Source organism: Foliimonas ilicis, assembly GCF_039939195.1.
Taxonomy (GTDB): domain Bacteria; phylum Pseudomonadota; class Alphaproteobacteria; order Rhizobiales; family Rhizobiaceae; genus Foliimonas; species Foliimonas ilicis.
Genome location: NZ_JBDUUH010000015.1, coordinates 67,325 through 90,310, shown reverse-complemented (window position 1 = coordinate 90,310; position 22,986 = coordinate 67,325). Strand labels below are relative to the sequence as shown.

Sequence of the window (22,986 nt, the reverse complement as noted above, 5' to 3'; positions counted from 1 at the left end):
AATATCTGGGATAAAGCATGTCGCTCTCGACCGCATTAAGCATCGCACAATCTTCGCTCCTCAATACGGGAAAGCAGACCAGCGTCGTCTCCCGCAATATGATGGAGAGTAAGAATCCGGATTATGCGCGCCGCACGGCAGTTCTCGCGAGCTCGGCTCCGGGCTCGCGGGTTGTCGAAATCCAAAGAGCGGCAAACGACCAGATTTTCCGCCAGAACCTTTCCGCCCTCTCCTCCTGGAGCGGGCAGAACGCCTTGAATATCGGCATCGAAAGGCTTGGCCTTTCGATCAACGGCGTCGAAAACGTCTCGTCCCCGGCGAGCGCCATCGCAGAACTGCAGAAATCCCTGCAGACCTATTCCGCATCACCTTCCAACCGCACACTCGCCGAAAGTGCCGTCAACGCAGCACGACAGGTCGTGCGCACGTTGAATGAAGGCAGCGAGAATATCCAGAATCTCAGGATCGAGACGGACCAGCAAATCGCCGGTGCAGTCGGTGAGCTGAACTCGCTGCTTGCGCAGTTTCAGGAAGCGAACAAGGCTGTCGTTTCCGGCACGAAATCCGGCAGGGACGTGTCGGATGCGCTCGACCAGCGCGATGCGATCCTCAAGAAAATTGCCGAATATGTCCCCATCTCGCCGTCGGTTCGCGGCGACAACGACATGGTTCTCGTCACCAAGGACGGCAGCATGCTGTTCGAGACGACGGCGCGCAGCGTAACCTTCGAGCCATCCGCAGGTTATGCGGCTGGCATGAGCGGCAACACCGTCTACATCGATGGCGTGCCTCTAGCTATGGCGAGCGGCGGCAACACGGATGCTTCCGGCAGCCTGGCAGGCATGATCCAGCTTCGCGACAGTGTCTCGTCTACGATGCAGAGCCAGCTCGACGAGATGGCACGCGGCCTTATCACGGCATTCGCCGAATCCGATCTGACCGGTGTTGGCCCGGATGCCGTTGGCCTCTTCACATGGCCGGGAGCGCCTGACATTCCGGCGGCTGGAACGCTGGAACACGGCTTGGCAGGCAGAATTTCGCTTAATGCCGCATACGACCCAGCCAAGGGCGGAAATCCCGAATTGCTTCGCGATGGCGGCGCCAATGGCGCGGACTATGTCGCAAACACGGGAAATCATGCTTCCTTTGCTGACAGGCTAATCGAGCTTGGCAACAAAATGACCGAACCGATGACTTTCGATCCAGCGGCAGGCATCAGCGCAACGTCGAGCCTCACGACTTATTCCTCGAATTCCATCGGCTGGTTCCAGGGTGTCCGTAAGGAAGCTGCCACGGCAGTCGAAGCCAAGAGCGCGCTGGCCATGCGCACAGCAGAAGCGCTTTCGAACGAAATCGGCGTCAACGACGACATGGAAATGTCGCTTCTGCTCGAACTGGAGCACACATATCAGGCATCAGCGCGGCTCATTAAGGCCGTCGATGACATGCTTTCTTCCCTACTGGACGCGGTGAGGTAATCCAATGAAAGCCTCATTCGTCTCTTCCGCCGCCGTTTCGCAAGCTCTGCGCTATTCGCTAGTGCGGGCGCAAAGCGATCTGGTCAAAGCCCAGAAGGAAGCCGACAGCGGCCTGGTGGCCGACACGGGTCTGGCTTTGGGAGTGCGCACATCCCAGTCCGTGACGTTCCGGCGCGATTTCGACCGGTTGAACGGCATTACGGATTCCAACGCGCTTGTTACGGCGCGGCTGACCAGCACGCAAAAGGCCCTCACCCAGATGCAGGACGTTGCGCAGGGCCTTTTCTCGACTTTGACCAGCGGTGTGTCCGGTGAAGCATCGTTCGAGATCACGGAGGCCGGTGCGAAAAACGCGCTCGCTTCGATAAATTCCCTGCTGAACTCGAACTTCAACGGCGAATATCTGTTTGCGGGTATCAACACCGACGCAAAGCCGGTCGACGATGCCGCGACCAAAGCAGCGTTCGAGGCAGCCTTTACTGCGCATTTCAGCTTTCCATCGGACGATCCTCAAGCAGCGAACATCACCGCTGCCGAAATCGGCGCGTTCATGGACGATCTGGTCGAGTCATCGCTGCTCGATGGCGGATGGGAAGATTGGTCAGATGCGACCGACCAGAATATCGTCAGCCGCGTCGCGCTAAATGAAACGCTGGAAACCTCTGTCAATGCCAACGCAGAAGCGTTTCGGAAACTGACATTGGCGGCAGCCGCGATCTCTGGCCTCCTCTCGAGCAATATCAACGATTCAGCGAAAACCGCACTCGTCGAGCATACAGTAACACTCGTCGGCGAAGCGATTGGGGATTTGAGCAAACTTCAGGCGACGACCGGTCTGACAGAGCAGCGTGTGACCGACGCCACCAATCGCACCAAGATGCAGGCAGACATCTACGAGCGCAGCATTCTCGACCTCGAAGGCGTCGATCCTTATGAGGCGGTGACCCGTGTGAATGACATTGTTGCACAGATCGAAGCATCCTACGCGATGACCGCACGCATTCAGCAACTAAGCCTTCTTCGCTTCCTCAGCTAACCATCGAGACGGGGCTAATGTATCAATTCTCCTATGCCGATATTCAGACGGACTCAGTCGTGGACGCGAAAGAGCGCGAAAAGCAGCTTTTGAGCCGCTCGATCGATCTTTTGTCGGCAGCCAGTACTGCCGGCACGAATTCGATGGAAGCTGTCGAGGCCCTCCATTTCACGAACCGCGTGTGGACGACCTTCATCGACGATCTCGGAAATCCCGAAAATGCGCTGCCCAAAGAACTGCGCGCCAATCTGATTTCGGTTGGCCTGTGGCTGCTGCGCGAGGCGGAAGACGTCCGGCAAGGCCGCACCGACAATTTCGACGGTCTGATCGAAGTCTCGCAGATCATCCGCGACGGCATTCAATGAAAAATACCCTGAAAATTTCGCTCAAGCCGCATGAGAAGATCTACGTCAACGGCGCAGTCCTGCGCGTTGATCGCAAGGTTACGCTTGAGCTTTTGAACGACGTGCAGTTTCTGCTCGAAGGACATGTACTTCAACCCGAACAGGCATCGACGCCGCTTCGCCAGCTCTACTTCATCGTCCAGATCATGCTGATCAATCCGGAAGGTGCTGAAAAAGCGCGCGAAATGTTCCGCAAATCGTTGCCGCTCATGCTTGCAAGCTACGTGCATCCGCAAATCTGCGCAGCGCTCAAACAGGTCGATCAGCTTGTGTCCGAAGATCGCGTTTACGATGCGTTGAAAACGATCCGCGCACTTTACCCGATCGAAGCCGCGGTGATCGCATCCGAACCGGTCAGCTGCGAAGACCCGCATCCGTTTGCCGCCCAACCGGTTGCCGTAGAAGAAAGATAGACATGAACGTCAATTTGAACACCGCCGCAACACTACAGACGAAAAACACCACAACCTCCGAGTCCAAGACCTCGGTCGATTATGATTCCTTTCTTCGACTTCTCGTTGCCGAGATGAAGAATCAGGATCCGACGAACCCGATGGATTCGACGCAATATGTGGCACAGCTTGCCGCCTTCTCGCAGGTCGAGCAGTCGGTTCAGATCAACTCCAAGCTCGATCAGCTTCTGCAATCCTCGACGCTTGCGCAGGCCGATTCGATCATCGGACGCCAGATCACCTCTGCGGATAAGTCGATCACCGGCGTCGTGACCGAAGTCCGCGTCTTCTCGGATGGGATCATTGCCGTTCTCGATAATGGCAAGGAGCTCATCGTCGGGCCGGGCGTCACCATCGGCGCACCGAAAGGCTCGGAAGAAGCGTGAACGAAGCCGATGCCCTCGACATCGTCCAGTTTGCCATCTGGACGGTCCTGACCGCTTCCGGCCCCGCCGTGGCGGCTGCGATGCTGGTCGGGGTGGGCATCGCATTGGTGCAGGCACTGACACAGATTCAGGAAATCACGCTCACCTTCGTACCGAAGATCGTCGCGATCATGCTCGTCATCGCGTTCACCGGACCGTTTATCGGCGGTCAGATTTCAGCCTTTACGAACGTCATTTTCGAGCGGATCGAATCAGGCTTTTGATGAAATCAGCGCGTTGTTCGAGAGTTGGAACTCGCGAACCCGGAATTGTGCGACCAGCAACCAGCAATAAGCTGCCAGTTCAGCCGTCTCTTCGAGCACCAATGAATTGGGTATCAGCGCGGACAAAGGCCCGCCATGTCCCTCGGCGCTGATAGAGACCAGCAATGCGGCAACGACTAAACCGCATTCCAGCCATGGCATCGCCCCGCCGCGCATTATTTCCGGCATTTTCTGCCACGTACGATACCGCAGGATCATGTAGCACATGGCCGCGATTATCAGGCCCACCATCGGGTAGACGACCGGACGATACCAGAGCGCACGTGACGCGAAAAAGGGGCCAACCTCGGTCATCTTCGTCGGCGGATAAAAGGCAGCGCCCCAGCTCAGCTCACGGGCGCACAATATGAGCCAGACAGGCGTGACCACGCGCCAGAACCATTTCCACTGCTCGTCGCCGCGAATCTGAAAAGCGCCTGCGATGATCATCCCGGAAAACAGAACCAGCACTTGGAGGTTCTCGATCGGCTGGTTTTCCCAAGCCATCCATTCGGGCAACATGGCCATGGCGGGAAGCGCGGACAGTGAAACCAACGCGGCCACGACTCGCGACGAATTGAGAAATTGCATGGTCGCTGACTAATCAGACGAACCAGGATTGTTCAAGCTTTCAAACACTGGAAGCCGTCCGGTGAAGCTCACCCTCGCACAAGCTTGAACCCTTAACCTGCCCCAAACGGAGAAGCGCCGACGCTGCCTCCGAAACTGAGCGGGCAGGCATAGTAGATGGCTTTAACGGAAACGATCTCGACGAACAGTTCGGCAAAAAGCGGCCGCGACGTCTTTTTCGCGCTTGGCATCGTCGTCATCCTGGCAGTTCTCTTCCTGCCTATCCCCGCTTTTCTGATCGATGTCGGCCTCGCCTTCTCCATCGCCATCTCGGTCCTTATCCTCATGGTCGCGCTATGGATTCAGCGCCCGCTCGATTTCTCGTCGTTCCCGACGATCCTGCTCATCGCAACGATGCTGCGCCTGTCTCTGAACATCGCGACGACGCGCATGATCCTTTCCCATGGCAATGAAGGCACGCACGCGGCGGGCTATGTAATCAGCGGATTTTCGAGCCTGGTGATGAGCGGCGATTTCGTCATCGGCCTTATCGTGTTCCTGATTCTGGTGGTCGTGAACTTCATCGTCATCACCAAGGGCGCAACGCGTATCGCGGAAGTCGGTGCCCGCTTCACGCTCGATGCCATCCCCGGCAAGCAGATGTCGATCGACGCCGACCTTTCCGCCGGTATGATCGACGACAAGACCGCACAGTTGCGCCGCCGTGAACTGGAAGAAGAAAGCTCCTTCTTCGGTTCGATGGACGGTGCCTCGAAATTCGTGCGCGGCGATGCGATCGCCGGCCTGCTCATCACCGCGATCAACATTATCGGCGGCATCGCCATCGGCTATCTGCGCCACGGCATGAGCATGGGCGAAGCGGCCGATGTATTCATCAAGCTCTCGGTGGGCGACGGTCTGGTCACACAGATCCCCGCACTGATCGTTTCGCTGGCAGCCGGTCTTCTTGTCTCGAAAGGCGGCACGCGCGGCTCGGCGGATCAGGCTGTTTTCGGCCAGCTCGGCGCCTATCCCCGCGCGCTCTACGTCGCGGGCGGCCTGTTGCTTCTCATGTCGATCGTTCCCGGCCTGCCGATGTTTCCATTCCTCAGCCTGGCTGTCGCGATGGCAGCGCTCGGCTATTTCATTCCGATGCAGCACAACAAGCGCGTCGCAGCCGCCCAGGAAGCGGAAAAAATGGAGCTGGCCCAAAAGGACGTCGAGGAAAAGAATTCCGTCAAAGCCTCTCTGAAGACCGCTGAGATCGAACTTCTGATCGGCAAGCAATTGTCCGGCAAGCTTCTTACCTCGCATCAGGAACTTGCGTTCCGCATGGGCAAGATGCGCAAGAAATTCGCGAGCCAATATGGCTTCGTCGTCCCTGAAGTGCGCCTGACCGACGATTTCTCGATCCCCTCGAAAAGCTACCAGATCAAGGTTCACGGCACCGTTGTCGCCGAATATCAGGTGCGCGTCGGTGAGCTTATGGTCTTGCTCGGCAACCGCCCGACACCGGAAATTCCGGGCGAGGAAGTGCGTGAGCCTGCCTTCGCGATGCGCGCCTATTCGGTGCCGGAAATGTTTGCCGAAGACTTGAGGCGTGAGCAACTCACCTTCGCCGACAACATGTCGGTTCTGCTGACGCATTTGAGCGAAGTCATTCGAAACAATCTGCCGCAGCTCCTGTCCTACAAGGACATGAAGTCACTGCTGGAGCGTCAGGATTCCGAGTACCGCAAGCTGGCCGACGAGATTTGCACCTCGCACATTTCCTATCCGGGCCTGCAGGCCGTGCTGAAGCTGCTGCTGGCAGAACGCGTATCGATCCGCAATCTGCATCTCATCATCGAGGCCATCGCCGAGATCGCGCCGCATGTACGCCGCACCGAGCAGATCGTCGAGCATGTCCGCATCCGCATGGCGCAGCAGATTTGCGGCGATCTCTCGGAAGGCAGCGTGCTGAAGGTTCTTCGCCTCGGAAACCGCTGGGACATGGCCTTCCACCAGAGCCTCAAGCGCGATGCCAAGGGCGAAATCCGCGAATTCGACATCGATCCGCGCCAGCTCGAGGAATTCGGCCAGGAAGCTTCCACCGCCATTCGCGTGCATCTGGAAGCGGGCGAACGCTTCTGCATCGTCACCGCGCCTGACGCGCGCCCTTACGTTCGCATGATCATCGAGCGTCTTTTCCCGACCCTGCCCGTGCTTTCGCATGTCGAAATCGCAAAAGGTGTCGAAATCCGCGTGCTCGGAACCGTTTCGTGACCCCAACAGCCGAAAGCATGGTGCTTGCGGCGTTTCTTGCATTCTGCCGCATCGGCGCTTGTTTCATGCTCATGCCGGGCCTTTCGAGCGCGCGCGTGCCACCCCAAATCCGGCTGTTCGTTGCAATCGCGGCGACGATGGGATTGCTGGCGCATCTTTGGGATCAGATCCTGCCGCATGTCGACCGGCGCGTGGACATACTGCTTCCGATGATCGGCTCGGAACTGCTCATCGGCGCGCTGATCGGCCTGATGGCGCGCCTCTATATGCTCGCGCTGCAATTCATGGGGTCGGCGATTGCCATGCTGATCGGCTATAGCGGCATGGGTGGGAACGCCATCGAAGAGGTAGAGCCACAGGCAGCTCTCGCCTCGATCATCACATTCTCGGCCTTGATGCTCTTGTTCGTCTTCGATTTCCATCACGAGATCATAAAGGCGCTGGTCGCCTCCTACCGGGTGGCGCCGATCGAAGTGATGTTCAACCCGCAGGCGGCCTTGGTCGATATGACCGACACATTGTCGGAAGGCTTCATGGTGGTGCTGCGGCTGGGCAGCCCTTTCATCGCCTATGCGATCCTCGTCAACCTGACCATCGGCTTCGTGAACAAGCTGACGCCGCAAATTCCGGTCTACTTCATCTCGCTGCCTTTCGTCATCGCGGGCGGTCTCATCATCTTCTATTTCGGCGTAACCACCATGCTTAGCCTGTTCGCGGACGGCTTCGTGGACATCACCATCGGGAGGTAGGCATGACGACGCGCAAGGACCGCCTGCGAAAACTGGTAGACGTGCAGGAGAAGCTGAAAGCCCTGCACGAAACGCGGCACGCAGGCTTCGTATCGGCCGCAATAAGCGCGCAAGGCGAGGCAGAAGACCTCATGAACCGCTTCGACGCCGAGGATTCGCTGTCGCCCTTGTTTCCTGCGCTCTACTCGAACCGCATCGAAAAGGCGTTGAATCGCAGCCAGGAAAACAAGGCGCGCGCCAAGGTGGAATCGGCGAATGTGGCGACCGCGACGGCGCGCACCAACATGGTCGAGCGCGCCTATCGCGAGGTCCGCCAGCGCGACGAACGCGAGACATCCGACCGCGAAAGGCTCGAAATGATCGAGCGCAAACACGTCGGAAACGACAAGTAAGGCTGCCGCAAGCTTGTTGCTTCATGATCCGGCGAAATAACAGAGGATCCATATATTGGCGATTTCACCTCCCAGCGACATTGTTCTCGATGTTGCCCGCGCGGCCGAGCCTTCGGGCGTGCAAGCCGCACGCGCCGAACTCGCCAAGCGCGGAGGGCGTGTTGCCACGGGCGCGAATTTTTCGGTGGGAGAAACGCAGCAATCGGGCCGCGCAGCCGAACCGCCCGCTTCGCCAAACAGCTTCAAGCGTTTTGAGGCGATGGTGTTGCAGACTTTTATTCAAAACATGATGCCGCAGGATGCCGAAGCCGTTTACGGCAAGGGTATTGCCGGTGACATGTGGAAATCGATGATGGCCGAAAAGATCGCAGGGGTGATGGCGGATCGCGGCGGCATCGGTATAGCGGACAGAATGTTACCCGACCACTACGCCAGCGGCGACAAACGCGTGGCGGTCGGTCCTGTCAAACACGCCAGCGCTCATACGGAAACGGACGAGCAGACTTCGCTGTCTCAGGCCCTCGTGCAGGACATACAGCGCAAGATTGCCCGCTCGATCACCGAAGAGCGATCCGGCATCGCCGCCACAACAAAGAAGTAATCGTTCAGGGAGCAGACAAACATGTCGAATGATAAGCAATTCGCGCAGATCTCATCTGCTCAGACAACACCGCCGGAAGTGGCGGTCGCGATCAAGCCAGCAAGCTTGACGGCCCTGCTCGGACGGATCGAAAAAGCCGTCGAGCATGAAACAAACGCAATACGCACCGATGTACGCTTCGACATAAAGGCGTCGAATGCGCGCAAGAGCCGTTATCTTTATGAACTGACCCGCGTGGTCAAAAACGTTGGCGACACGGACCTTCTTGCGCAGCATGGCGATGGATTGCGCAGCCTTCGCGAGAAGCTGGCGATCAACGAATCCGTCATTCGTGACCATCTGAGTGCCGTCACCGAAGTCGCTACCATGATGCAGGACGCGATCCAGAAGGGCGAGAACGATGGCACTTACTCCGCTGGCGAGTTCGGCTGGGTAAGATGATCAAGTTCATCGGGGCCGCAATCTGGATTTGTGCCGTCACGATCGGCGCGGTCGTCTATGCTTTCCAGTCTTCCGGCACCAAAGCCGACGCTGCAGCAGCCGCGACCCCTCCACCACTGCTTGGCGGCCTCGATTATGTGAAAACCGCCGTCATATCGGTGCCGGTCATGAAGGATCGCGGCATCGAGGGCTATTTCCTCGCGCGTTTCGTCTACACGGCCGAGCAGGCCAATCTGCGCAAGCTTTCGGTTCCGGCAGACACACTGATTACCGATCAGGTCTACTCGTTCCTCTTTGCCAATCCTGCGATCGATTTCTCGCAGCCAAAGGAAATGGATCTCGATGCATTCAGGCACGGCATACGAGACAGCGTGAATGCGCGCATCGGCGAACCGATAATCAGCGAAGTCATGATCGAGCAGATGGACTTCCTCTCCAAGTCCGAAATCCGTGCCAATTCCGGGCGTGGCCTTCCGGCAGCAGCACCGGCAACGCCAGCCCCTGCCCCCGCGCCTGCCGCGCACTGACATCTTCCCAGAAATCACGTTGACGTAAACGTTAATCAACCCATATATGTTCGACTTGCCGCGCAGTAAAAACGGCGGTTCTGAACACCGCCGGCACAACAAGGAGCTATTTCATGAGCGTCGAAGCCATTGCCGAGAAAATCAAATCCCAGGTCGAAAGCGCGGATTTCGACAAATCCGTAAAGTTCGATACCGGCTCGGATGGAGTGATCGTTGTCGATGGCCGCACGGTTTCGACCGTCGATGCGCCGACCGATTGCACGATCAAGCTTTCGCTCAGCAGCCTGGAAGACCTGATCTCCGGCGACCTTAGCCCGACGACCGCTTTCATGACCGGCAAGATCAAGGTCGAAGGCGACATGTCCGTCGCCATGGCTCTCAGCCAGATTATCTAATTTTCTTTACGAAGGTTCGATCCGGACCGCCCCCGCGGTCCGGATCGCCGTCCGCTCGTCGCACGCTGATAGCTGCGGCCAAGCGAATTTCTTTCAGGCTACGAACTTCAGCGCCGCTGCTTTCAGTTTGCGGCCGCTCGCCTTGAGAACGCCACGCGCGCCATCCAGGGCACCCTCTTTCAGCTCAAGCGCCAGAAAACGCTCCTGCTCGTAAGGGCCGGGCATGGCAAGCTGCGCCGTCTTCTGCGCCGAAAAGCCGAAACGCGCATAATAGGGCGCATCCCCCACAAGCAGGATCGCGCCATGGCCAAGCCGGGCTGCTTCCAAAATCGCATGACGCATCAGCGCCGAACCGATGCCGCCGCTCTTGACCGAAGGATCGACAGCCAGAGGCCCAAGCAGAAGCGCTGCATGACCGCCCTCGCCCGCCTTCACATCCCAGAGCCTGACCGTGCCGACGATCGTGCCTGCCGCATCGCGTGCCACGAAAGCCAGCCCCTCGGACGCGCGACGCCCGCGACGCAGCTTCTCCGACGACTTCTTGCGGCGCTTCGGCCCCATAGCACGATCAAGCAGCGCGTCGCGCGTGGCTATATCGGCAAGCTGCTCGGACACGATGGCGAAAGCAACGCCACTGCTGATCTCCCCCCTTGTGGGGGAGATGGCTGGCAAGCCAGAGGGGGGCAACGTAGAGCGCTCCACAAGGGGGGAGATTACCCAATCGTCTACGTGGTGCTGTTCAGCGAAGTACGAGAAGTCCATTTCCTAGATCCTTTACGAGCGGAATCCATCCGCAAGCAAAACCCCTCGGGCGACGCGTGTCGCCCGAAACGATAGTGATCTGACGGGGCTTGAGCCCTGTCAGATCACGTAGGATCGGAGAGGCTCGAAGCCGTTGAAGGCGACCGACGAGTATGTCGTGGTGTATGCGCCGGTCCCCTCGATCAGCACTTCGTCACCGATGGTGAGCGAAAGCGGCAGCGGATACGGCGTCTTTTCATACATCACGTCCGCCGAGTCGCAGGTCGGTCCGGCAAGCACGCAAGGTGCAACCGCATCGCCGTCGCGCGGCGTCACGATCGGATAGCGGATCGCCTCGTCCATCGTCTCGGCCAGACCGCCGAACTTGCCGATGTCGAGATAGACCCAGCGCACATTGTCATTGTCGGCCTTCTTGGAGATCAAGACGACCTCTGACTTGATGACGCCTGCATTGCCGACCATGCCGCGGCCCGGCTCGATGATGGTCTCCGGAATGGTGTTTCCAAAGTGCTTGCGCAGCGAGCCGAAGATCGCCTGGCCATAGGCCTGCGCAACCGGCACGTCCTTGAGGTAACGCGTCGGGAAACCGCCGCCCATATTGACCATTTTCAGCGTGATGCCTTCTTCGGCAAGCGTTGCGAAAACGCGCTTCGCGTCGCCGAGCGCACGGTCCCATGCGTCCAGATCGGTCTGCTGCGAGCCAACATGGAACGACACACCATAGGCGTCGAGGCCGAGCGACTTCGCATGGCGAAGCACATCGACGGCCATGTCCGGTACGCAGCCGAACTTGCGCGACAGCGGCCATTCAGCGCCTTCACCATCGGTCAGCACGCGGCAGAATACGCGGGCTTCAGGCGCAACACGGGCGATCTTGTCGACTTCCTCGACGCAATCGACTGCGAAGAGGCGAATGCCGAGTTCGTAGGCGCGCGCAATGTCGCGCTCCTTCTTGATCGTGTTGCCGAAGGAGATGCGATCGGCGCTCGCGCCTGCATCCATGGCCATTTCGACTTCAGCCACCGAAGCGGTGTCGAAGGACGAGCCCATGGAAGCCAGCAGGCGCAGGACTTCCGGCGCAGGGTTTGCCTTCACGGCGTAATAGATTTTCGAATCCGGCATCGCCTTTTCGAAGGCGTGGAAATTCTCCGCGACGACTTCGAGGTCGAGCACGAGGCAAGGACCGTTCGGACGACGGGTTGCGAGGAAATCGAGGATGCGCTGTGTAGCCATCGGGTATCTCCATGCGCGGCCGGAACCGCGTCTATCAAGCTGCGGTCCCTCGGCACTCGGCCATTGAGGTTCCGCGGTGGACAAAGGACGCGACGGCGAATCGCATGGATCCAGCCGGTGGAAGACACCGGAACCATGAGACGCGTGTCACGCGGCGATGAGCAACGCCTTGCGGCGAATACTCGCTTTGTCTGCCTCAGCTTTGGAGAATGCCTCCGCACTGCCGGCAATGAAGGTGTGCCTCTTCAGTAACCCCGGTCTTTGGACGACCGGCAGAACACCAGAAAGGCCCGCACCGTCGTTGCTTCAAGATGTCCTCGATTTCGCGGTTGGCCGCTAAACCGACTGGAGGGGTTAATTCCAGGTACCTTACCGATTCCTCACCATTCGAGGGTCGGCGGACACCCACAGGCACGTGCGACTTTGGGCAAGCGCGGATATAGGAAAGTCGAGTGTCACAATCAACGAAAAATTTGCCTGACCTTGAAAAAATTGCATTGCAGAACGATGTTGGCGATATCGTATCCGTAAGGTGAACAATGCAGCCCATGCGCGACGAGTTGAATGCCTTCCTCGATTTGCCGGATCGCCCAGTAAAAAGCGCGGAATTCGGGCCTTTGGCGGATATGCTGCTGGCCGTAAAAGACATTTACGACGTCAAAGGCTATCCGACTGGCTGCGGCAACCCGATGAAGGCCGGCGGCGAATCACTTCGCAGCGCACCCTCGGTCGAAAGCCTCCTCAATGCCGGTGCACTGTTTGCCGGAAAAACCCAAACCGACGAACTCGCCTTTTCGCTGATGGGCCTGAACGCGCATTTCCCGCCGCCCATCAATTCCGCCGCTCCCGACCGCGTCACCGGCGGTTCGTCTTCCGGCTCTGCAGCGGCAATCGCCGGAGCGCTGGCAGATATAGCGCTGGGCTCCGACACCGGCGGCTCGATCCGCGCGCCTGCAAGTTTTTGCGGCCTCGTCGGGCTGCGCACGACGCAGGGCCGCATTCCACTCGATGGCATCATGCCGCTTTCGCCAAGTCTCGACACGGTCGGCTGGTTTTCCCGCGACATCGGCACTTACGAAAAAGTTGGCGAAGTTCTGCTCGGACCGGATAAGGGCCAAAAAATTCCGCAACGCCTGCTCTTTGCAGAAGTGCTGGACGCGCTGGTTCTCGGCCCGGAGGAAGAGGCCGAATATCACGCGATGCGAAATCTCGTCTGCGAGGCGCTAGGCATGAAACCCGATGCCGCCAAAATCAATGCTTCGGTGGACGAGCTTTATTGGTCTTTCCGCAGAATTCAGGGTTTTGAGGCGTGGCAATCGCATGGCGAGTGGATTTCCGGCGCGGACCGCAATCTCGGCCCCGGCGTCAAAGAGCGCTTCGAATACGGCAGCACGATAAAAAGTGCTGATGCGGCAGAAGAAACCAAGAAGCGCGATCTCTTCCGCGAAAAGCTCGCCGATCTGCTGGCCGATGACGGCATTCTGATCCTGCCCACAGTTCCCGGTGCCGCGCCATTGAAGGACGGATCCAGCGACGAGATGCAAGCTTACCGCGAACGCGCATTGCGGCTTTTATGCTGGTCCGGTCTGTCCGGATTTCCGCAAATCACGATACCGCTCGGCATGGTGCAGGGCGCACCGTTCGGCATCTCGCTGCTCGGCCCGAAAGACAGCGACATGGCTTTGATCCGTCTCGCCGCAACCATTCTCGACCGCGCAGAAAAGGCCTGATCATGGACACACTCACCCGCATGCGCGCCTTTATCGACGTGGTCGAGGCGGAAGGCTTTTCGGCAGCGGCGCGCAAAATCGGCCGTTCGAAGGCGCTGCTTTCCAAATATGTCCGCGAACTCGAGGACGAACTCGGCGCATTGCTTCTCAACCGCACGACGCGCCAGTTTTCGCTGACCGAAGCCGGTCACACCTATTACCGCCGCGCATCCGAAATCGTCCGCGAAGTAGATAGCCTTGCCGATGCCGTCCGTGATTCATCCGGTGACGTGCGCGGCCGCATAAAGCTCAGCGCGCCGCGTACCTTTGCAGATGCGCCCATCGGCCAGTCGCTGGTAGAGTTCGTAAAGCAATACCCAGACATTGTGCTCGATATCCATCTGGACGACCGTTTTGTCGATCTGGTCGAGGAAGGCTTCGATCTGGCGATTCGCATTTCGAGGCTGGAAAATTCCTCCCTCATCGCACGCAGGCTTTCGCCCTTTTCGGTTCGCCTCTGCGCCTCCCCCGACCTGATCGAAAAACACGGTAGCCCGAAGACGCCTCAGGAACTCAGCAAGCTTCCCTGCATCATCGACACCAATGGCCGCTGGCTTACCAACTGGCCGTTTCTTGGCGAAAACGGCGAAGTCATTACGGTCGGCGTATCGGGGCCGATGGAGGTCAACAGCCCGCTGGCAGCCCGTGCCGCAACGGTTTCGGGGCTTGGCTTCGCGATCCTGCCGGATTTCATCGCGGCCCCAGAAATCGAAGCGGGACGGCTGGTCAGCCTGCTGGACGAGCGCATAATTCCGGGCGGCGGCATTTTCGCCGTCTATCCTCACCGCCGCTACCTGCCCGCAAAAATCCGCGTTTTCGTTGACTTCCTGGTGCATTGGTTCAAGGTCGAAACAACGCATTAAATCGCCCTGCGTCCTGTTGGACGCACAAAGAACGATTTAAAACTTTATATAAATATCCGGCAGAATTGGTGGTTCCCGTCCCAAATTCGCCCGCTTTATGATGAGTTTCGAGACCATGAATCGGCCGACCGGCAAATCAACGTCGATAAGATCCTATTGCACCATGGCAGCCATGACGCTGGCCGCCATGCTTTGCTCGACATCTGCCGCGCGCGTTCACCCGCATGTCTTTGCCGAAGCCCGCCTCGACGTGGTGCTTGCGGAGGATGGCAAGAGCGTGAAATCCCTGCGACATCTCTGGCGCTTCGACGATCTTTTCTCCAGCACGGTGTTGATGGAATTCGACAAGAATTCCGACCTCAAGCTGGATGACGACGAGCTTCACGACGTTGCCGACACCGTCTTCCAATCGCTTGCCGAGTTCGACTATTTCCAGCTCGTCACGATCGACGGCAAGGATTTCAAGATGAAGCCGCCAGCGCAGTTCATCGCGAATTACGAGCACGACCAGCTCATCATCCTGTTCGAATCCGAACCTGCCGAACCCCTGCCGCTATCCGGCAAGATCGATTTCGGCGTTTATGACCCGACCTTCTACACTGCCATCGATTTCGTAGACGACGAGAACATGGCCGTGAGCAATCTGCCCGCATGGTGCACGCGCAGCGTTGTCCGTCCTGACCCGGACGAGGCACTCGCGCAGAACCAGAGCAAATTGACGGATGCGTTCTTCAACGATCCATCCGGAACCGACATGAGCAAGATTTTTGCGACGCGTCTCGAACTGAACTGCAAAGCCGAGGGATAGACCGTGAAGAAGAATACCGTCCGCGTGGTTTTCGGACTTTTGTTGATAACATATATCTTAACACACTTCCTTGCCCGCGCTCACGCGCAGAGCTCGCTGGGCATTGGTACGAATGAGGCGATGATCCCCTCGACCGGGTTTTTCTCCGGCTGGCTGAACTGGATCAATGTCCAGCAGCAGGGCTTCTACCGCTCGCTCACCGGCGCGCTGAAAGCCATGCGCGACGATGGCGGACAGCCATGGCTGCTCGTTGGCCTGTCCTTCGCCTATGGCGTTTTCCATGCCGCCGGCCCCGGCCATGGCAAGGCGGTCATCTCATCCTACATGCTGGCAAATGAAGTCGCATTGCGCCGCGGCATCATGCTTTCCTTCGTATCGGCAGTCCTGCAGGGCCTGACCGCAATCATCGTCATTGCGCTGGCCTTCTTCGTCCTGCGCGGAACATCCGTCTCGATGACGAACGCAACCTGGTTTCTGGAAGTCGTCAGCTACGCGCTGATTACGGCTTTCGGCGCGTGGCTCCTGTGGAGCAAGGCGGCGCCGCGCTTGCGCGGCATGTTCGGCGCAAATCCGGCGCACAGCCTGTCTGCGGCGCACGCGGCGCATGACGATCACCACCACCACGACAATTGCGGACATGACCATCATCATCATGGTCATCACGCGCATTCGCACAGCCACAGCCATAGTGCTGTTCCAGTCTGCGAAACCTGCGGCCATTCTCATGCACCGGACCCGAAACAGCTTTCAGGCGATAATTTCAGTTGGAAAACCGCATGGTCGGCCGTCACCGCAGTCGGCCTGCGCCCATGCTCTGGTGCGCTGATCGTGCTGACCTTCGCCTTCCTGAACCAGCTTTGGCTCGGCGGCGTCCTGTCCGTGCTTGCAATGTCGATCGGCACCGCAATCACCGTCTCGATCCTCGCGATCCTGGCGGTTACGGCAAAGAACTGGGCGGTTGCGATGGCGGGCGATGGACGCGCCGGAAACCGGGTTCATGCGGCCATTGAAATTGGCGGTGCGGGTTTCGTGTTCCTGCTCGGCCTGCTACTTTTGACGGCAAGCCTCAGCGTGTAATCGTCTTAGAGCCCTTTTGATAATTCGCTCTGCCGAGTCATATAGCGTGGTTTTCGGGGTCGCCCTTGCGACGAGCGGAGCGTACATTTGGTACGTGAGCACCGAAAGCGCAGAAAACTGCGCTAGATGTCCGGCAGGGCAGAATTTGCAAAAGGGCTCTTACCTGCCATGCCTGCGCTGGTATCGCCCGCGCAGCCAGAACACCATGAAGAAGGCGAGCACGAAAAGTGCTGCGACACCGCCTGCTGCGATCGGCGAGAAATCGCCGACGGCGAGTATCACCTTCGGCAGGAAATATCCGCCAATGCCGAAGGTCAACAATATCCACGCCGACGCAATCAGCGCGTTTCGGCTATCCCTTTTCATGCCAATTCCCTTTGGTTGGAGCAATTCCGGGAAAATGGGGGCGGTTTTCCATCCGGAATTGCGTAAACAATACACTTAAAGCCGATCAGTGACGATGACCTGCATGTTCGTGGTCATGCCCGTCCGGCACAATTTCTTCGCCATGTTCGTGATCGCCATGCGAATCCGCGCAGCAATCGAATTCCGGCTCGACGGTCGCATGGCTTATTCCATGCGTTGACGCCAGTCTTTTCTTGATCGCGCTGACCGCGACATGCGGGTCCGCACCCTCATTCAGGCAGGCATGAAGCGTCGCGATGTTCTTCGAACCGTCGAGCGACCAGACATGCATGTGATGCACCTCGCGGACATCCGCGATCGAAGCTGCGAGGTCGCGTGCGATGTCGTCCCGGTCGAGACTTTGCGGAACGCCTTCAAGCAGAAGATGGCCGGATTCCTTCACCAACGCCCACGCGCTGCGGAAAAGCAGCAGCGCGACGAGAACCGAAAGGATCGGATCGATCAAATACCAGCCGGTCGCCAAAATCACGACCGCTGCAACGATAGCCGCAACCGACCCAAGCAAATCGCCAAGCACATGCAGGATCGCGCCGCGCATGTTCAGGCTCTCGCGGTCGCCGCCATGCAGGATGAAAAATGCCGCGATATTCACGGCAAGTCCCATCCCCGCAATCAGCAGCATCGGGCCGCCAAGTATGGGTGTAGGTTCGCTGAAACGGTGATAGGCCTCGTAGACGATGAACAGGCCGATGGCGAAAACAGTAAGCCCGTTTGTGTAGGCAACCAGCGTCTTCACCCGGTCGAAGCCATAGGTCAGGCGCGACGTGGCAGCGCGCCCGGCAAGGTGAAACGCATACCAGGCCAGCACCAGCGAAACCGAATCCGTCAGCATGTGCCCGGCATCTGCAAGCAGCGCCAGCGAGCCTGTCAGAACACCGCCGATAGCCTCGGCAATCATGAACCCGCCCGTCAGGCAGGCTGCAATCAGAACGCGTTTCTTGTCGCCGGAGCCGTGAACATGGCCCATGCCATGGCTGTGTCCATGCTCATGTCCTGCTTCATGGCTATGCCCATGCGCCATCGACGTGTATTCCTTTGGCGGCCCTTCAGGACCGGAAGTCTTCGAGCTTGCGTATCTGCTGCCCTGTCGCGTCGAAATTAGCCGGATCGAGCCAAGCTTCATAGGCGCGTTTCAGCGCAGGCCATTCGCTATCGATGATCGAATACCACGCCGTATCGCGATTTTCACCCTTAACGATGAGATGCTGGCGAAACAGGCCTTCGAAGGTAAAACCGAAACGCTCTGCCGCACGCTTCGAAGGCTCGTTGTTGTTGTTGCATTTCCATTCGTAACGCCGATAGCCGAGATCGTCGAAGATATAGCGCATGAACAGGAATTGCGCTTCGGTCGCGGCGGGCTTTCGCGAAAGGAGCGGCCCCCAATAGATATTGCCGATTTCGGCAACGCCATTTGCCGGATCGATACGCATCAGCGTCTGCCGCCCGCCCACCTTGCCGCTGGCCTTATCGATCACCGTGAAGAACAGCGGGTCTTCGCTACCCTGCGCCTTTTCCAGCCAGGGTTGGAAATCTTCGCGCTCGGACGGCGAGAATTCCGGCAGCCAGCGAAAGCGCTGGTCGGCATCGGCAACGGAAGAAGCGTCAAAAAGCGCATCGCCATGGGCCGCAGCATCAAGCGGTTCGAGCCTAACGAAATGCCCGTCCAGAACCTTGCGTTCCGGCCTCGGGCGCGGCTGCCAATTCTTCAATTCCGTGACCATCGATTTTCCATTCCGTTTGACATTCAGGCCCGAACCCTTTCAAAAACAATGAATTTTTTGAAGAACCAGGGGGGATACTGGCAATGCTCCAGACAATCGCAGCTTTTGATCGCATGGGCGAGGAAAACGCTTTCGCCGTTCTCGCGCGCGCCACAGCCCTTGCCGAAAAAGGCCGCGACATCGTCAATCTGGGGATTGGCCAGCCTGATTTCAAAACGCCCGAACACATCGTCGAAGCCGCCATCAAAGCGCTGCGCGACGGCCACCACGGCTACACACCAGCGACCGGCCTTCTGGCAACGCGCGAGGCCGTCGCCCGGCGCACCCTATCGCTCACCGGCGTCGAGATTTCGCCGGACACGGTAATGATCATGCCCGGCGGAAAGCCGACAATGTATGCAGCGATTGTCATGTTCGGCGAGCCGGGCGCTGAAATTCTCTATCCCGATCCCGGTTTTCCGATCTATCGCTCGATGATCGAGTTCACCGGCGCAAAGCCTATTCCGGTGCCAATCCGTGAAGAAAACGGCTTCGCCTTCTCAGCGGAAGAAACGCTTTCCCTGATCACGCCCAAAACGCGCCTGCTGATCCTCAATTCGCCCGCCAATCCGACCGGCGGCGTTACGCCGAAATCCGAGATCGAAAAGCTGGTAAAAGGCCTCGCCGCCCATCCGCATGTCGCGATCATGTCCGACGAAATTTACGACGTCATGACCTATGACGGCGAAAAACACTGCTCGCTTTTGACCTTTCCCGAAATCCGCGACCGGCTGATCGTCCTCAATGGCTGGTCGAAGACATGGGCCATGACCGGCTGGCGCATGGGCTGGTCGATCTGGCCAAACGGACCGGAAAGCGGAAATCTCTACGACAAGGTGCGCAAGCTGGCAGTCAATTGCTGGTCCTGCGTAAACGCGCCGAGCCAATATGCTGGCATCGCAGCGATCGACGGTCCACAGGATGCAGTCGCGACAATGATGGCAGCCTTCGACCGTCGTCGCAAACTAGTCGTCAAAGGGCTGAACGCCCTGCCCGGCATCTCCTGCGCCACGCCCAAAGGCGCGTTTTATGCTTTTCCAAATATTTCGGAGACCGGCTGGAAAGCCAAGAAACTGGCATCCGCTTTGCTCGAAGACGCAGGCGTTGCGCTTATCGGCGGGCCTGATTTCGGCATTCTCGGCGAAGGCTATATTCGCGTTTCCTATGCGAATTCCGAAGAAAACATCCAGCGCGCGCTGGGGAGGATCGGGGATTTTTTGGCAGAGCGGAAAGCTTAGTTAGTTCGGCGCTCGACGTTGCCCCCCTCTGGCCTACCGGCCATCCCCCCCACAGGTGGGGAGATTGGCTGTGTTTGTCGATGGCGCTAAATCTTCAACGATTGGCGAAATCACATGTGAAAGCCAATCTCCCCACCCGTGGGGGAGATGGCCGGCAGGCCAGAGGGGGGCAACGTAGAGCGCAAACTTCGAAGATTTACCTCGGCAAAACCGCCGTCGCCTCGATCTCCACCTTCGCCTCATCCTCCATCAGCGCCACCACCTGCACCATCGCCATGGCCGGATAATGCTTGCCCATAATATCCCGATAGGCCGCACCGATGCCCTTCAAATCCGCGAGATATTCAGCCTTGCTGGTCACATACCAAGTCATCTTGACGATATGCTCAGGCCCGCCGCCGCCCTCGCGCAGAATTTCGACGATATTCGCAAGCGTCTGGCGCGTCTGCCCGGCGAGATCCTTGGCTTCGAACACCTGATCGCCTGTCCAGCCGATCTGCCCGCCAAGGAAGATCATGCGGCCTTCCGCAAGCACGCCATTGGCATAGCCTTTCGCGGCCTTCCACTCCGAGGGATGAAGAATCTGGTGAACAGGTTGCGTGGTCATGGTCGTAAAACTCCCTGGAAATCGGTGCATTCCCGGTTCAGACGCCGAGATATTTTTCCTGCAACTCGCTGGTGAGTTCAGAAGGCGCACCGTTGAAAATCGTCTTGCCGCGCTCGAGAACGAAGCAGCGGTCGGCCACCGGCAGAAGCTCGGCAAGCGTCTTGTCCACGACGAGGATCGACTGCCCTTGCGCCTTCAACTGCCGGATCGCCGCCCAGATGTCGTTGCGAATGACAGGCGCCAGCCCTTCCGTCGCCTCGTCGAGAATGAGCAGCGTCGGATTGGTCATCAGCGCGCGGCCGATGGCCAGCATCTGCTGCTCGCCGCCCGAAAGCGTATTCGCATACTGGTCCTGACGCTCCTTCAGGCGCGGGAAAAGCGCGTTGACGCGGTCCAGCGTCCACTCGCCCTTGCGCGCGGCAGCGACCAGATTTTCGCGGATTGTCAAATTGGGAAAACAACGCCTTCCCTCCGGCACAAGCCCCAAACCAAGTCGCGCAATTCGATATGCCCGCTTTCCGGCAATGTCCGCGCCATTGAAGCGGATCCCACCAGCGCGCGGACGATTCAACCCCATCACGGAGCGGATGGTGGTCGTCTTGCCCATGCCATTGCGGCCCATCAAAGCGACGACTTCGCCCTTTTCGACCGCCAGATCGACGCCGAAAAGCGCCTGCGATGCGCCGTAAAATGTTTCGAGACCGGCTACTTCGAGCAAACTCATGGCTGCTCTCCCAGATAAGCGCGGCGCACCTCGGCATCTCCGCGTATCTCATCGACCGTGCCGGAAGCGATAACGCGGCCATAGACCAGAACCGAAATCCGGTCAGCCAGGGCAAACACCGCGTCCATATCGTGCTCGACCAGCAGGATCGGCGCCTCGTGCCGCAGCGCGTCGAGGAACCCGGTCAGGCTGCGCGCGCCCTCCGCGCCCATGCCGGCCATCGGCTCGTCGAGCAGAAAGACTTTCGGCCTGAGCGCCAAAGCGATTGCGATTTCCAGCTTACGCCGCTCGCCATGCGAAAGCTCGGCTGCGGGCACTTTGGCGCGCTCGGCCAGCCCGGTGCGTTCCAGCATCGCCATGGCCGGATCGATCAGGGAGCGGTCGCTTTTAGCCGGTTTGAAGAAACGGAAACTCGACCCCTGCCGCGACTGTACGGCCAGCATCACATTGCGCAGGGTCGAGAATTCCGGCGCAAGCGACGAAATCTGAAAGCTTCGCCCAAGGCCACGCCGCGCACGCTCGGCAACACCCAGCGCTCCAATATCCTCTCCGCCAAGATGGATCGTGCCGCTGTCATGCAGCACCGTGCCGGAGATTTGGTGGATCAGCGTCGTTTTTCCGGCCCCGTTCGGGCCGATCAGCGCATGGATTTCACCCGGCCGCACATCGATGCTCACGCCATCGGTCGCCTTCAACGCGCCGAAGCTTTTCTTCAGATCGCGGATGGAAAGGATCGGCTCAGCCATGGTCCGCCTTTCCGGCAATCAGGCCAATGAGACCGCCACGCGCAAACAGCACGACACCAAGCAGAATGAGCCCAAGGAAGAACTGCCAATGCTCGGTCAACCCGCCGAGCGCGAACTCGAAAACGACGAACAGCATTGCCCCTGCCAGCGGCCCGAAAAGCCGCGCCGTGCCGCCAAGAATGATAAGCACAATCAACTCGCCCGACATGTGCCAGGAAAGCATGGAGGGGCCGACAAAGCGGTTTAAATCCGCAAAAAGTGCGCCAGCCAGACCCGTTATCATCGCCGAAATCGTGAATGCCACGAGCCTGACACGGAACGGCGCGATGCCGACTGCGGCAAGCCGCACTGCGTTCTGCCGCCCGGCCTGAAGCGCCGTGCCGAAGCGCGAGCCAGCTACAGCCCAGAACAGCAACAGACTGAGCATCAAAAGCCCGTAACAGATCAGGAAGAACGTCAGCGCATTGGCCGTGTTAACCCCCGGAAACGCATTGCGCACATAGATCGACAATCCGTCCTCGCCGCCATAGGCGGGCCAGGAAATCGCGAAATAATAGATCATCTGCGCGAAGGCCAGTGTGATCATGATGAAGTAGACGCCAGCCGTTCGCAGGCTGATCGCGCCGATCGGCAGCGCCACCAAAGCGCAGACCACGATTGCGGTCAGCCAGATGACAGGCATCTGGTTGCTGCCCATGAACTCGAACGGCCAGGAAAACATGGGCTGACTGCTGAAGGCATGGGTGGCGAAAATGCCCGCCACATAGCCGCCTATCCCGAAGAATGCGGCATGTCCGAAAGAGACGAGCCCGCCAAGCCCCAGCGCCAGATTGAGGCCGACCGCGGCCAGCGCCAGAATTGCGGTGCGCGTTGCAAGCGTGACGTAGAATGGCTCGTCCATAGCGAGTGCCGCGAAAGGAACCGCCAGTAGCAGCAGAGCGAGAAAGAGGTTGGTGGCGAATTCTCTGGTCATCG

28 protein-coding genes are annotated in these 22,986 nt (G+C 58.7%); 18 read left to right on the top strand and 10 right to left on the bottom strand.

Annotated elements, in window-relative coordinates; genetic code table 11:
* Positions 1-17 precede the first annotated feature (17 nt).
* From flgK to fliQ, 6 genes are read left to right on the top strand one after another with little or no spacing between them, the layout of a single operon-like run.
* Positions 18-1,478, top strand: a complete 1,461-nt coding sequence (gene flgK, locus ABFT80_RS25070) for a flagellar hook-associated protein FlgK (protein WP_347974680.1) — start codon at positions 18-20, stop codon at positions 1,476-1,478.
* 4 nt (positions 1,479-1,482) lie between these two features.
* The gene (locus tag ABFT80_RS25065) at positions 1,483-2,514 is read left to right on the top strand and encodes a flagellar hook-associated family protein (RefSeq protein WP_347974679.1); all 1,032 of its coding nucleotides are present in this window, start codon (positions 1,483-1,485) and stop codon (positions 2,512-2,514) included.
* Positions 2,515-2,531: 17 nt separating this feature from the next.
* Positions 2,532-2,879 carry a flagellar biosynthesis regulator FlaF gene (gene flaF, locus ABFT80_RS25060; protein ID WP_347974678.1) on the top strand — a complete coding sequence of 116 codons (348 nt, stop codon included), beginning with the start codon at positions 2,532-2,534 and terminating at the stop codon, positions 2,877-2,879.
* Positions 2,876-3,331, top strand: a complete 456-nt coding sequence (gene flbT, locus ABFT80_RS25055) for a flagellar biosynthesis repressor FlbT (protein ID WP_347974677.1) — start codon at positions 2,876-2,878, stop codon at positions 3,329-3,331. The genes flaF and flbT overlap by 4 nt, the downstream gene beginning before the upstream one ends.
* A gap of 2 nt (positions 3,332-3,333) precedes the next feature.
* Positions 3,334-3,756 (top strand): flagellar hook assembly protein FlgD, encoded by a 423-nt coding sequence (gene flgD, locus ABFT80_RS25050; RefSeq protein ID WP_347974676.1) that lies wholly within the window; start codon positions 3,334-3,336, stop codon positions 3,754-3,756.
* Positions 3,753-4,019 carry a flagellar biosynthesis protein FliQ gene (gene fliQ, locus ABFT80_RS25045; protein ID WP_347974675.1) on the top strand — a complete coding sequence of 89 codons (267 nt, stop codon included), beginning with the start codon at positions 3,753-3,755 and terminating at the stop codon, positions 4,017-4,019. Before flgD ends, fliQ begins: the two co-directional genes overlap by 4 nt.
* On the opposite strand, the gene ABFT80_RS25040 is transcribed toward fliQ, so the two are convergent.
* On the bottom strand, positions 4,008-4,649 hold the full coding sequence (locus ABFT80_RS25040) for a hypothetical protein (protein ID WP_347974674.1): 642 nt from the start codon (positions 4,647-4,649) through the stop codon (positions 4,008-4,010). The genes fliQ and ABFT80_RS25040 overlap by 12 nt on opposite strands.
* 156 nt (positions 4,650-4,805) lie before the next feature.
* Between ABFT80_RS25040 and flhA the strand changes: the two genes are divergently transcribed.
* From flhA to ABFT80_RS25005, 7 genes are all read left to right on the top strand, one after another.
* Complete coding sequence (gene flhA / locus ABFT80_RS25035) at positions 4,806-6,893, top strand: flagellar biosynthesis protein FlhA (protein ID WP_347974673.1); 2,088 nt, start codon at positions 4,806-4,808, stop codon at positions 6,891-6,893.
* A gap of 17 nt (positions 6,894-6,910) precedes the next feature.
* Positions 6,911-7,642, top strand: coding sequence for a flagellar biosynthetic protein FliR (gene fliR, locus ABFT80_RS25030; RefSeq protein ID WP_455190008.1), 732 nt, complete (start codon positions 6,911-6,913; stop codon positions 7,640-7,642).
* Positions 7,643-7,644: 2 nt separating this feature from the next.
* Positions 7,645-8,034 (top strand): hypothetical protein, encoded by a 390-nt coding sequence (locus ABFT80_RS25025; protein ID WP_347974671.1) that lies wholly within the window; start codon positions 7,645-7,647, stop codon positions 8,032-8,034.
* 55 nt (positions 8,035-8,089) lie between these two features.
* Positions 8,090-8,635 (top strand): rod-binding protein, encoded by a 546-nt coding sequence (locus tag ABFT80_RS25020; RefSeq protein ID WP_347974670.1) that lies wholly within the window; start codon positions 8,090-8,092, stop codon positions 8,633-8,635.
* A 21-nt stretch (positions 8,636-8,656) separates the two neighbouring features.
* Positions 8,657-9,076 carry a hypothetical protein gene (locus tag ABFT80_RS25015; RefSeq protein WP_347974669.1) on the top strand — a complete coding sequence of 140 codons (420 nt, stop codon included), beginning with the start codon at positions 8,657-8,659 and terminating at the stop codon, positions 9,074-9,076.
* Positions 9,073-9,603, top strand: coding sequence for a hypothetical protein (locus tag ABFT80_RS25010; RefSeq protein ID WP_347974668.1), 531 nt, complete (start codon positions 9,073-9,075; stop codon positions 9,601-9,603). The genes ABFT80_RS25015 and ABFT80_RS25010 overlap by 4 nt, the downstream gene beginning before the upstream one ends.
* A gap of 113 nt (positions 9,604-9,716) precedes the next feature.
* Positions 9,717-9,998, top strand: a complete 282-nt coding sequence (locus tag ABFT80_RS25005; RefSeq protein WP_347974667.1) for an SCP2 sterol-binding domain-containing protein — start codon at positions 9,717-9,719, stop codon at positions 9,996-9,998.
* 93 nt (positions 9,999-10,091) lie between these two features.
* Here the strand turns inward: ABFT80_RS25005 and ABFT80_RS25000 are convergent, their stop codons facing one another.
* A complete protein-coding gene (locus tag ABFT80_RS25000) occupies positions 10,092-10,760 on the bottom strand; it encodes a GNAT family N-acetyltransferase (protein WP_347974666.1) in 669 nt (222 codons plus the stop codon).
* Between the two features lie 99 nt (positions 10,761-10,859).
* Positions 10,860-11,993, bottom strand: coding sequence for an ornithine/lysine decarboxylase (odc2, locus tag ABFT80_RS24995; RefSeq protein WP_347974665.1), 1,134 nt, complete (start codon positions 11,991-11,993; stop codon positions 10,860-10,862).
* 539 nt (positions 11,994-12,532) lie between these two features.
* On the opposite strand from odc2, the gene ABFT80_RS24990 reads away from it, so the two are divergent.
* From ABFT80_RS24990 to ABFT80_RS24975, 4 genes are all read left to right on the top strand, one after another.
* The gene (locus tag ABFT80_RS24990; RefSeq protein WP_347974664.1) at positions 12,533-13,723 is read left to right on the top strand and encodes an amidase; all 1,191 of its coding nucleotides are present in this window, start codon (positions 12,533-12,535) and stop codon (positions 13,721-13,723) included.
* 2 nt (positions 13,724-13,725) lie between these two features.
* Positions 13,726-14,625, top strand: coding sequence for a LysR family transcriptional regulator (locus ABFT80_RS24985; RefSeq protein WP_347974663.1), 900 nt, complete (start codon positions 13,726-13,728; stop codon positions 14,623-14,625).
* A 115-nt stretch (positions 14,626-14,740) separates the two neighbouring features.
* The gene (locus tag ABFT80_RS24980; RefSeq protein WP_455190007.1) at positions 14,741-15,433 is read left to right on the top strand and encodes a DUF1007 family protein; all 693 of its coding nucleotides are present in this window, start codon (positions 14,741-14,743) and stop codon (positions 15,431-15,433) included.
* A 3-nt stretch (positions 15,434-15,436) separates the two neighbouring features.
* Positions 15,437-16,510 carry a nickel/cobalt transporter gene (locus tag ABFT80_RS24975; RefSeq protein ID WP_347974662.1) on the top strand — a complete coding sequence of 358 codons (1,074 nt, stop codon included), beginning with the start codon at positions 15,437-15,439 and terminating at the stop codon, positions 16,508-16,510.
* Positions 16,511-16,669: 159 nt separating this feature from the next.
* On the opposite strand, the gene ABFT80_RS24970 is transcribed toward ABFT80_RS24975, so the two are convergent.
* The 3 genes from ABFT80_RS24970 to ABFT80_RS24960 all read right to left on the bottom strand — a co-directional run bounded on the left by ABFT80_RS24970 (position 16,670) and on the right by ABFT80_RS24960 (position 18,657).
* Entirely contained in the window at positions 16,670-16,876 is a 207-nt protein-coding gene (locus ABFT80_RS24970; protein ID WP_347974661.1) for a hypothetical protein, read from the bottom strand.
* A gap of 85 nt (positions 16,877-16,961) precedes the next feature.
* A complete protein-coding gene (locus ABFT80_RS24965; protein ID WP_347974660.1) occupies positions 16,962-17,957 on the bottom strand; it encodes a cation diffusion facilitator family transporter in 996 nt (331 codons plus the stop codon).
* A 25-nt stretch (positions 17,958-17,982) separates the two neighbouring features.
* Positions 17,983-18,657, bottom strand: a complete 675-nt coding sequence (locus ABFT80_RS24960) for a GNAT family N-acetyltransferase (RefSeq protein WP_347974659.1) — start codon at positions 18,655-18,657, stop codon at positions 17,983-17,985.
* Positions 18,658-18,740: 83 nt separating this feature from the next.
* On the opposite strand from ABFT80_RS24960, the gene ABFT80_RS24955 reads away from it, so the two are divergent.
* A complete protein-coding gene (locus ABFT80_RS24955; RefSeq protein WP_347974658.1) occupies positions 18,741-19,934 on the top strand; it encodes a pyridoxal phosphate-dependent aminotransferase in 1,194 nt (397 codons plus the stop codon).
* 196 nt (positions 19,935-20,130) lie between these two features.
* Here ABFT80_RS24955 and ABFT80_RS24950 read toward each other — a convergent pair whose 3' ends face one another.
* The 4 genes from ABFT80_RS24950 to ABFT80_RS24935 are packed head-to-tail and all read right to left on the bottom strand — an operon-like array spanning position 20,131 to position 22,984.
* A complete protein-coding gene (locus ABFT80_RS24950; RefSeq protein WP_347974657.1) occupies positions 20,131-20,541 on the bottom strand; it encodes a RidA family protein in 411 nt (136 codons plus the stop codon).
* 37 nt (positions 20,542-20,578) lie between these two features.
* Positions 20,579-21,265, bottom strand: coding sequence for an ABC transporter ATP-binding protein (locus tag ABFT80_RS24945; RefSeq protein ID WP_347974656.1), 687 nt, complete (start codon positions 21,263-21,265; stop codon positions 20,579-20,581).
* Positions 21,262-22,011 carry an ABC transporter ATP-binding protein gene (locus ABFT80_RS24940; protein ID WP_347974655.1) on the bottom strand — a complete coding sequence of 250 codons (750 nt, stop codon included), beginning with the start codon at positions 22,009-22,011 and terminating at the stop codon, positions 21,262-21,264. The genes ABFT80_RS24945 and ABFT80_RS24940 overlap by 4 nt, the downstream gene beginning before the upstream one ends.
* On the bottom strand, positions 22,004-22,984 hold the full coding sequence (locus tag ABFT80_RS24935; RefSeq protein ID WP_347974654.1) for a branched-chain amino acid ABC transporter permease: 981 nt from the start codon (positions 22,982-22,984) through the stop codon (positions 22,004-22,006). The genes ABFT80_RS24940 and ABFT80_RS24935 overlap by 8 nt, the downstream gene beginning before the upstream one ends.
* Positions 22,985-22,986 lie beyond the last annotated feature (2 nt).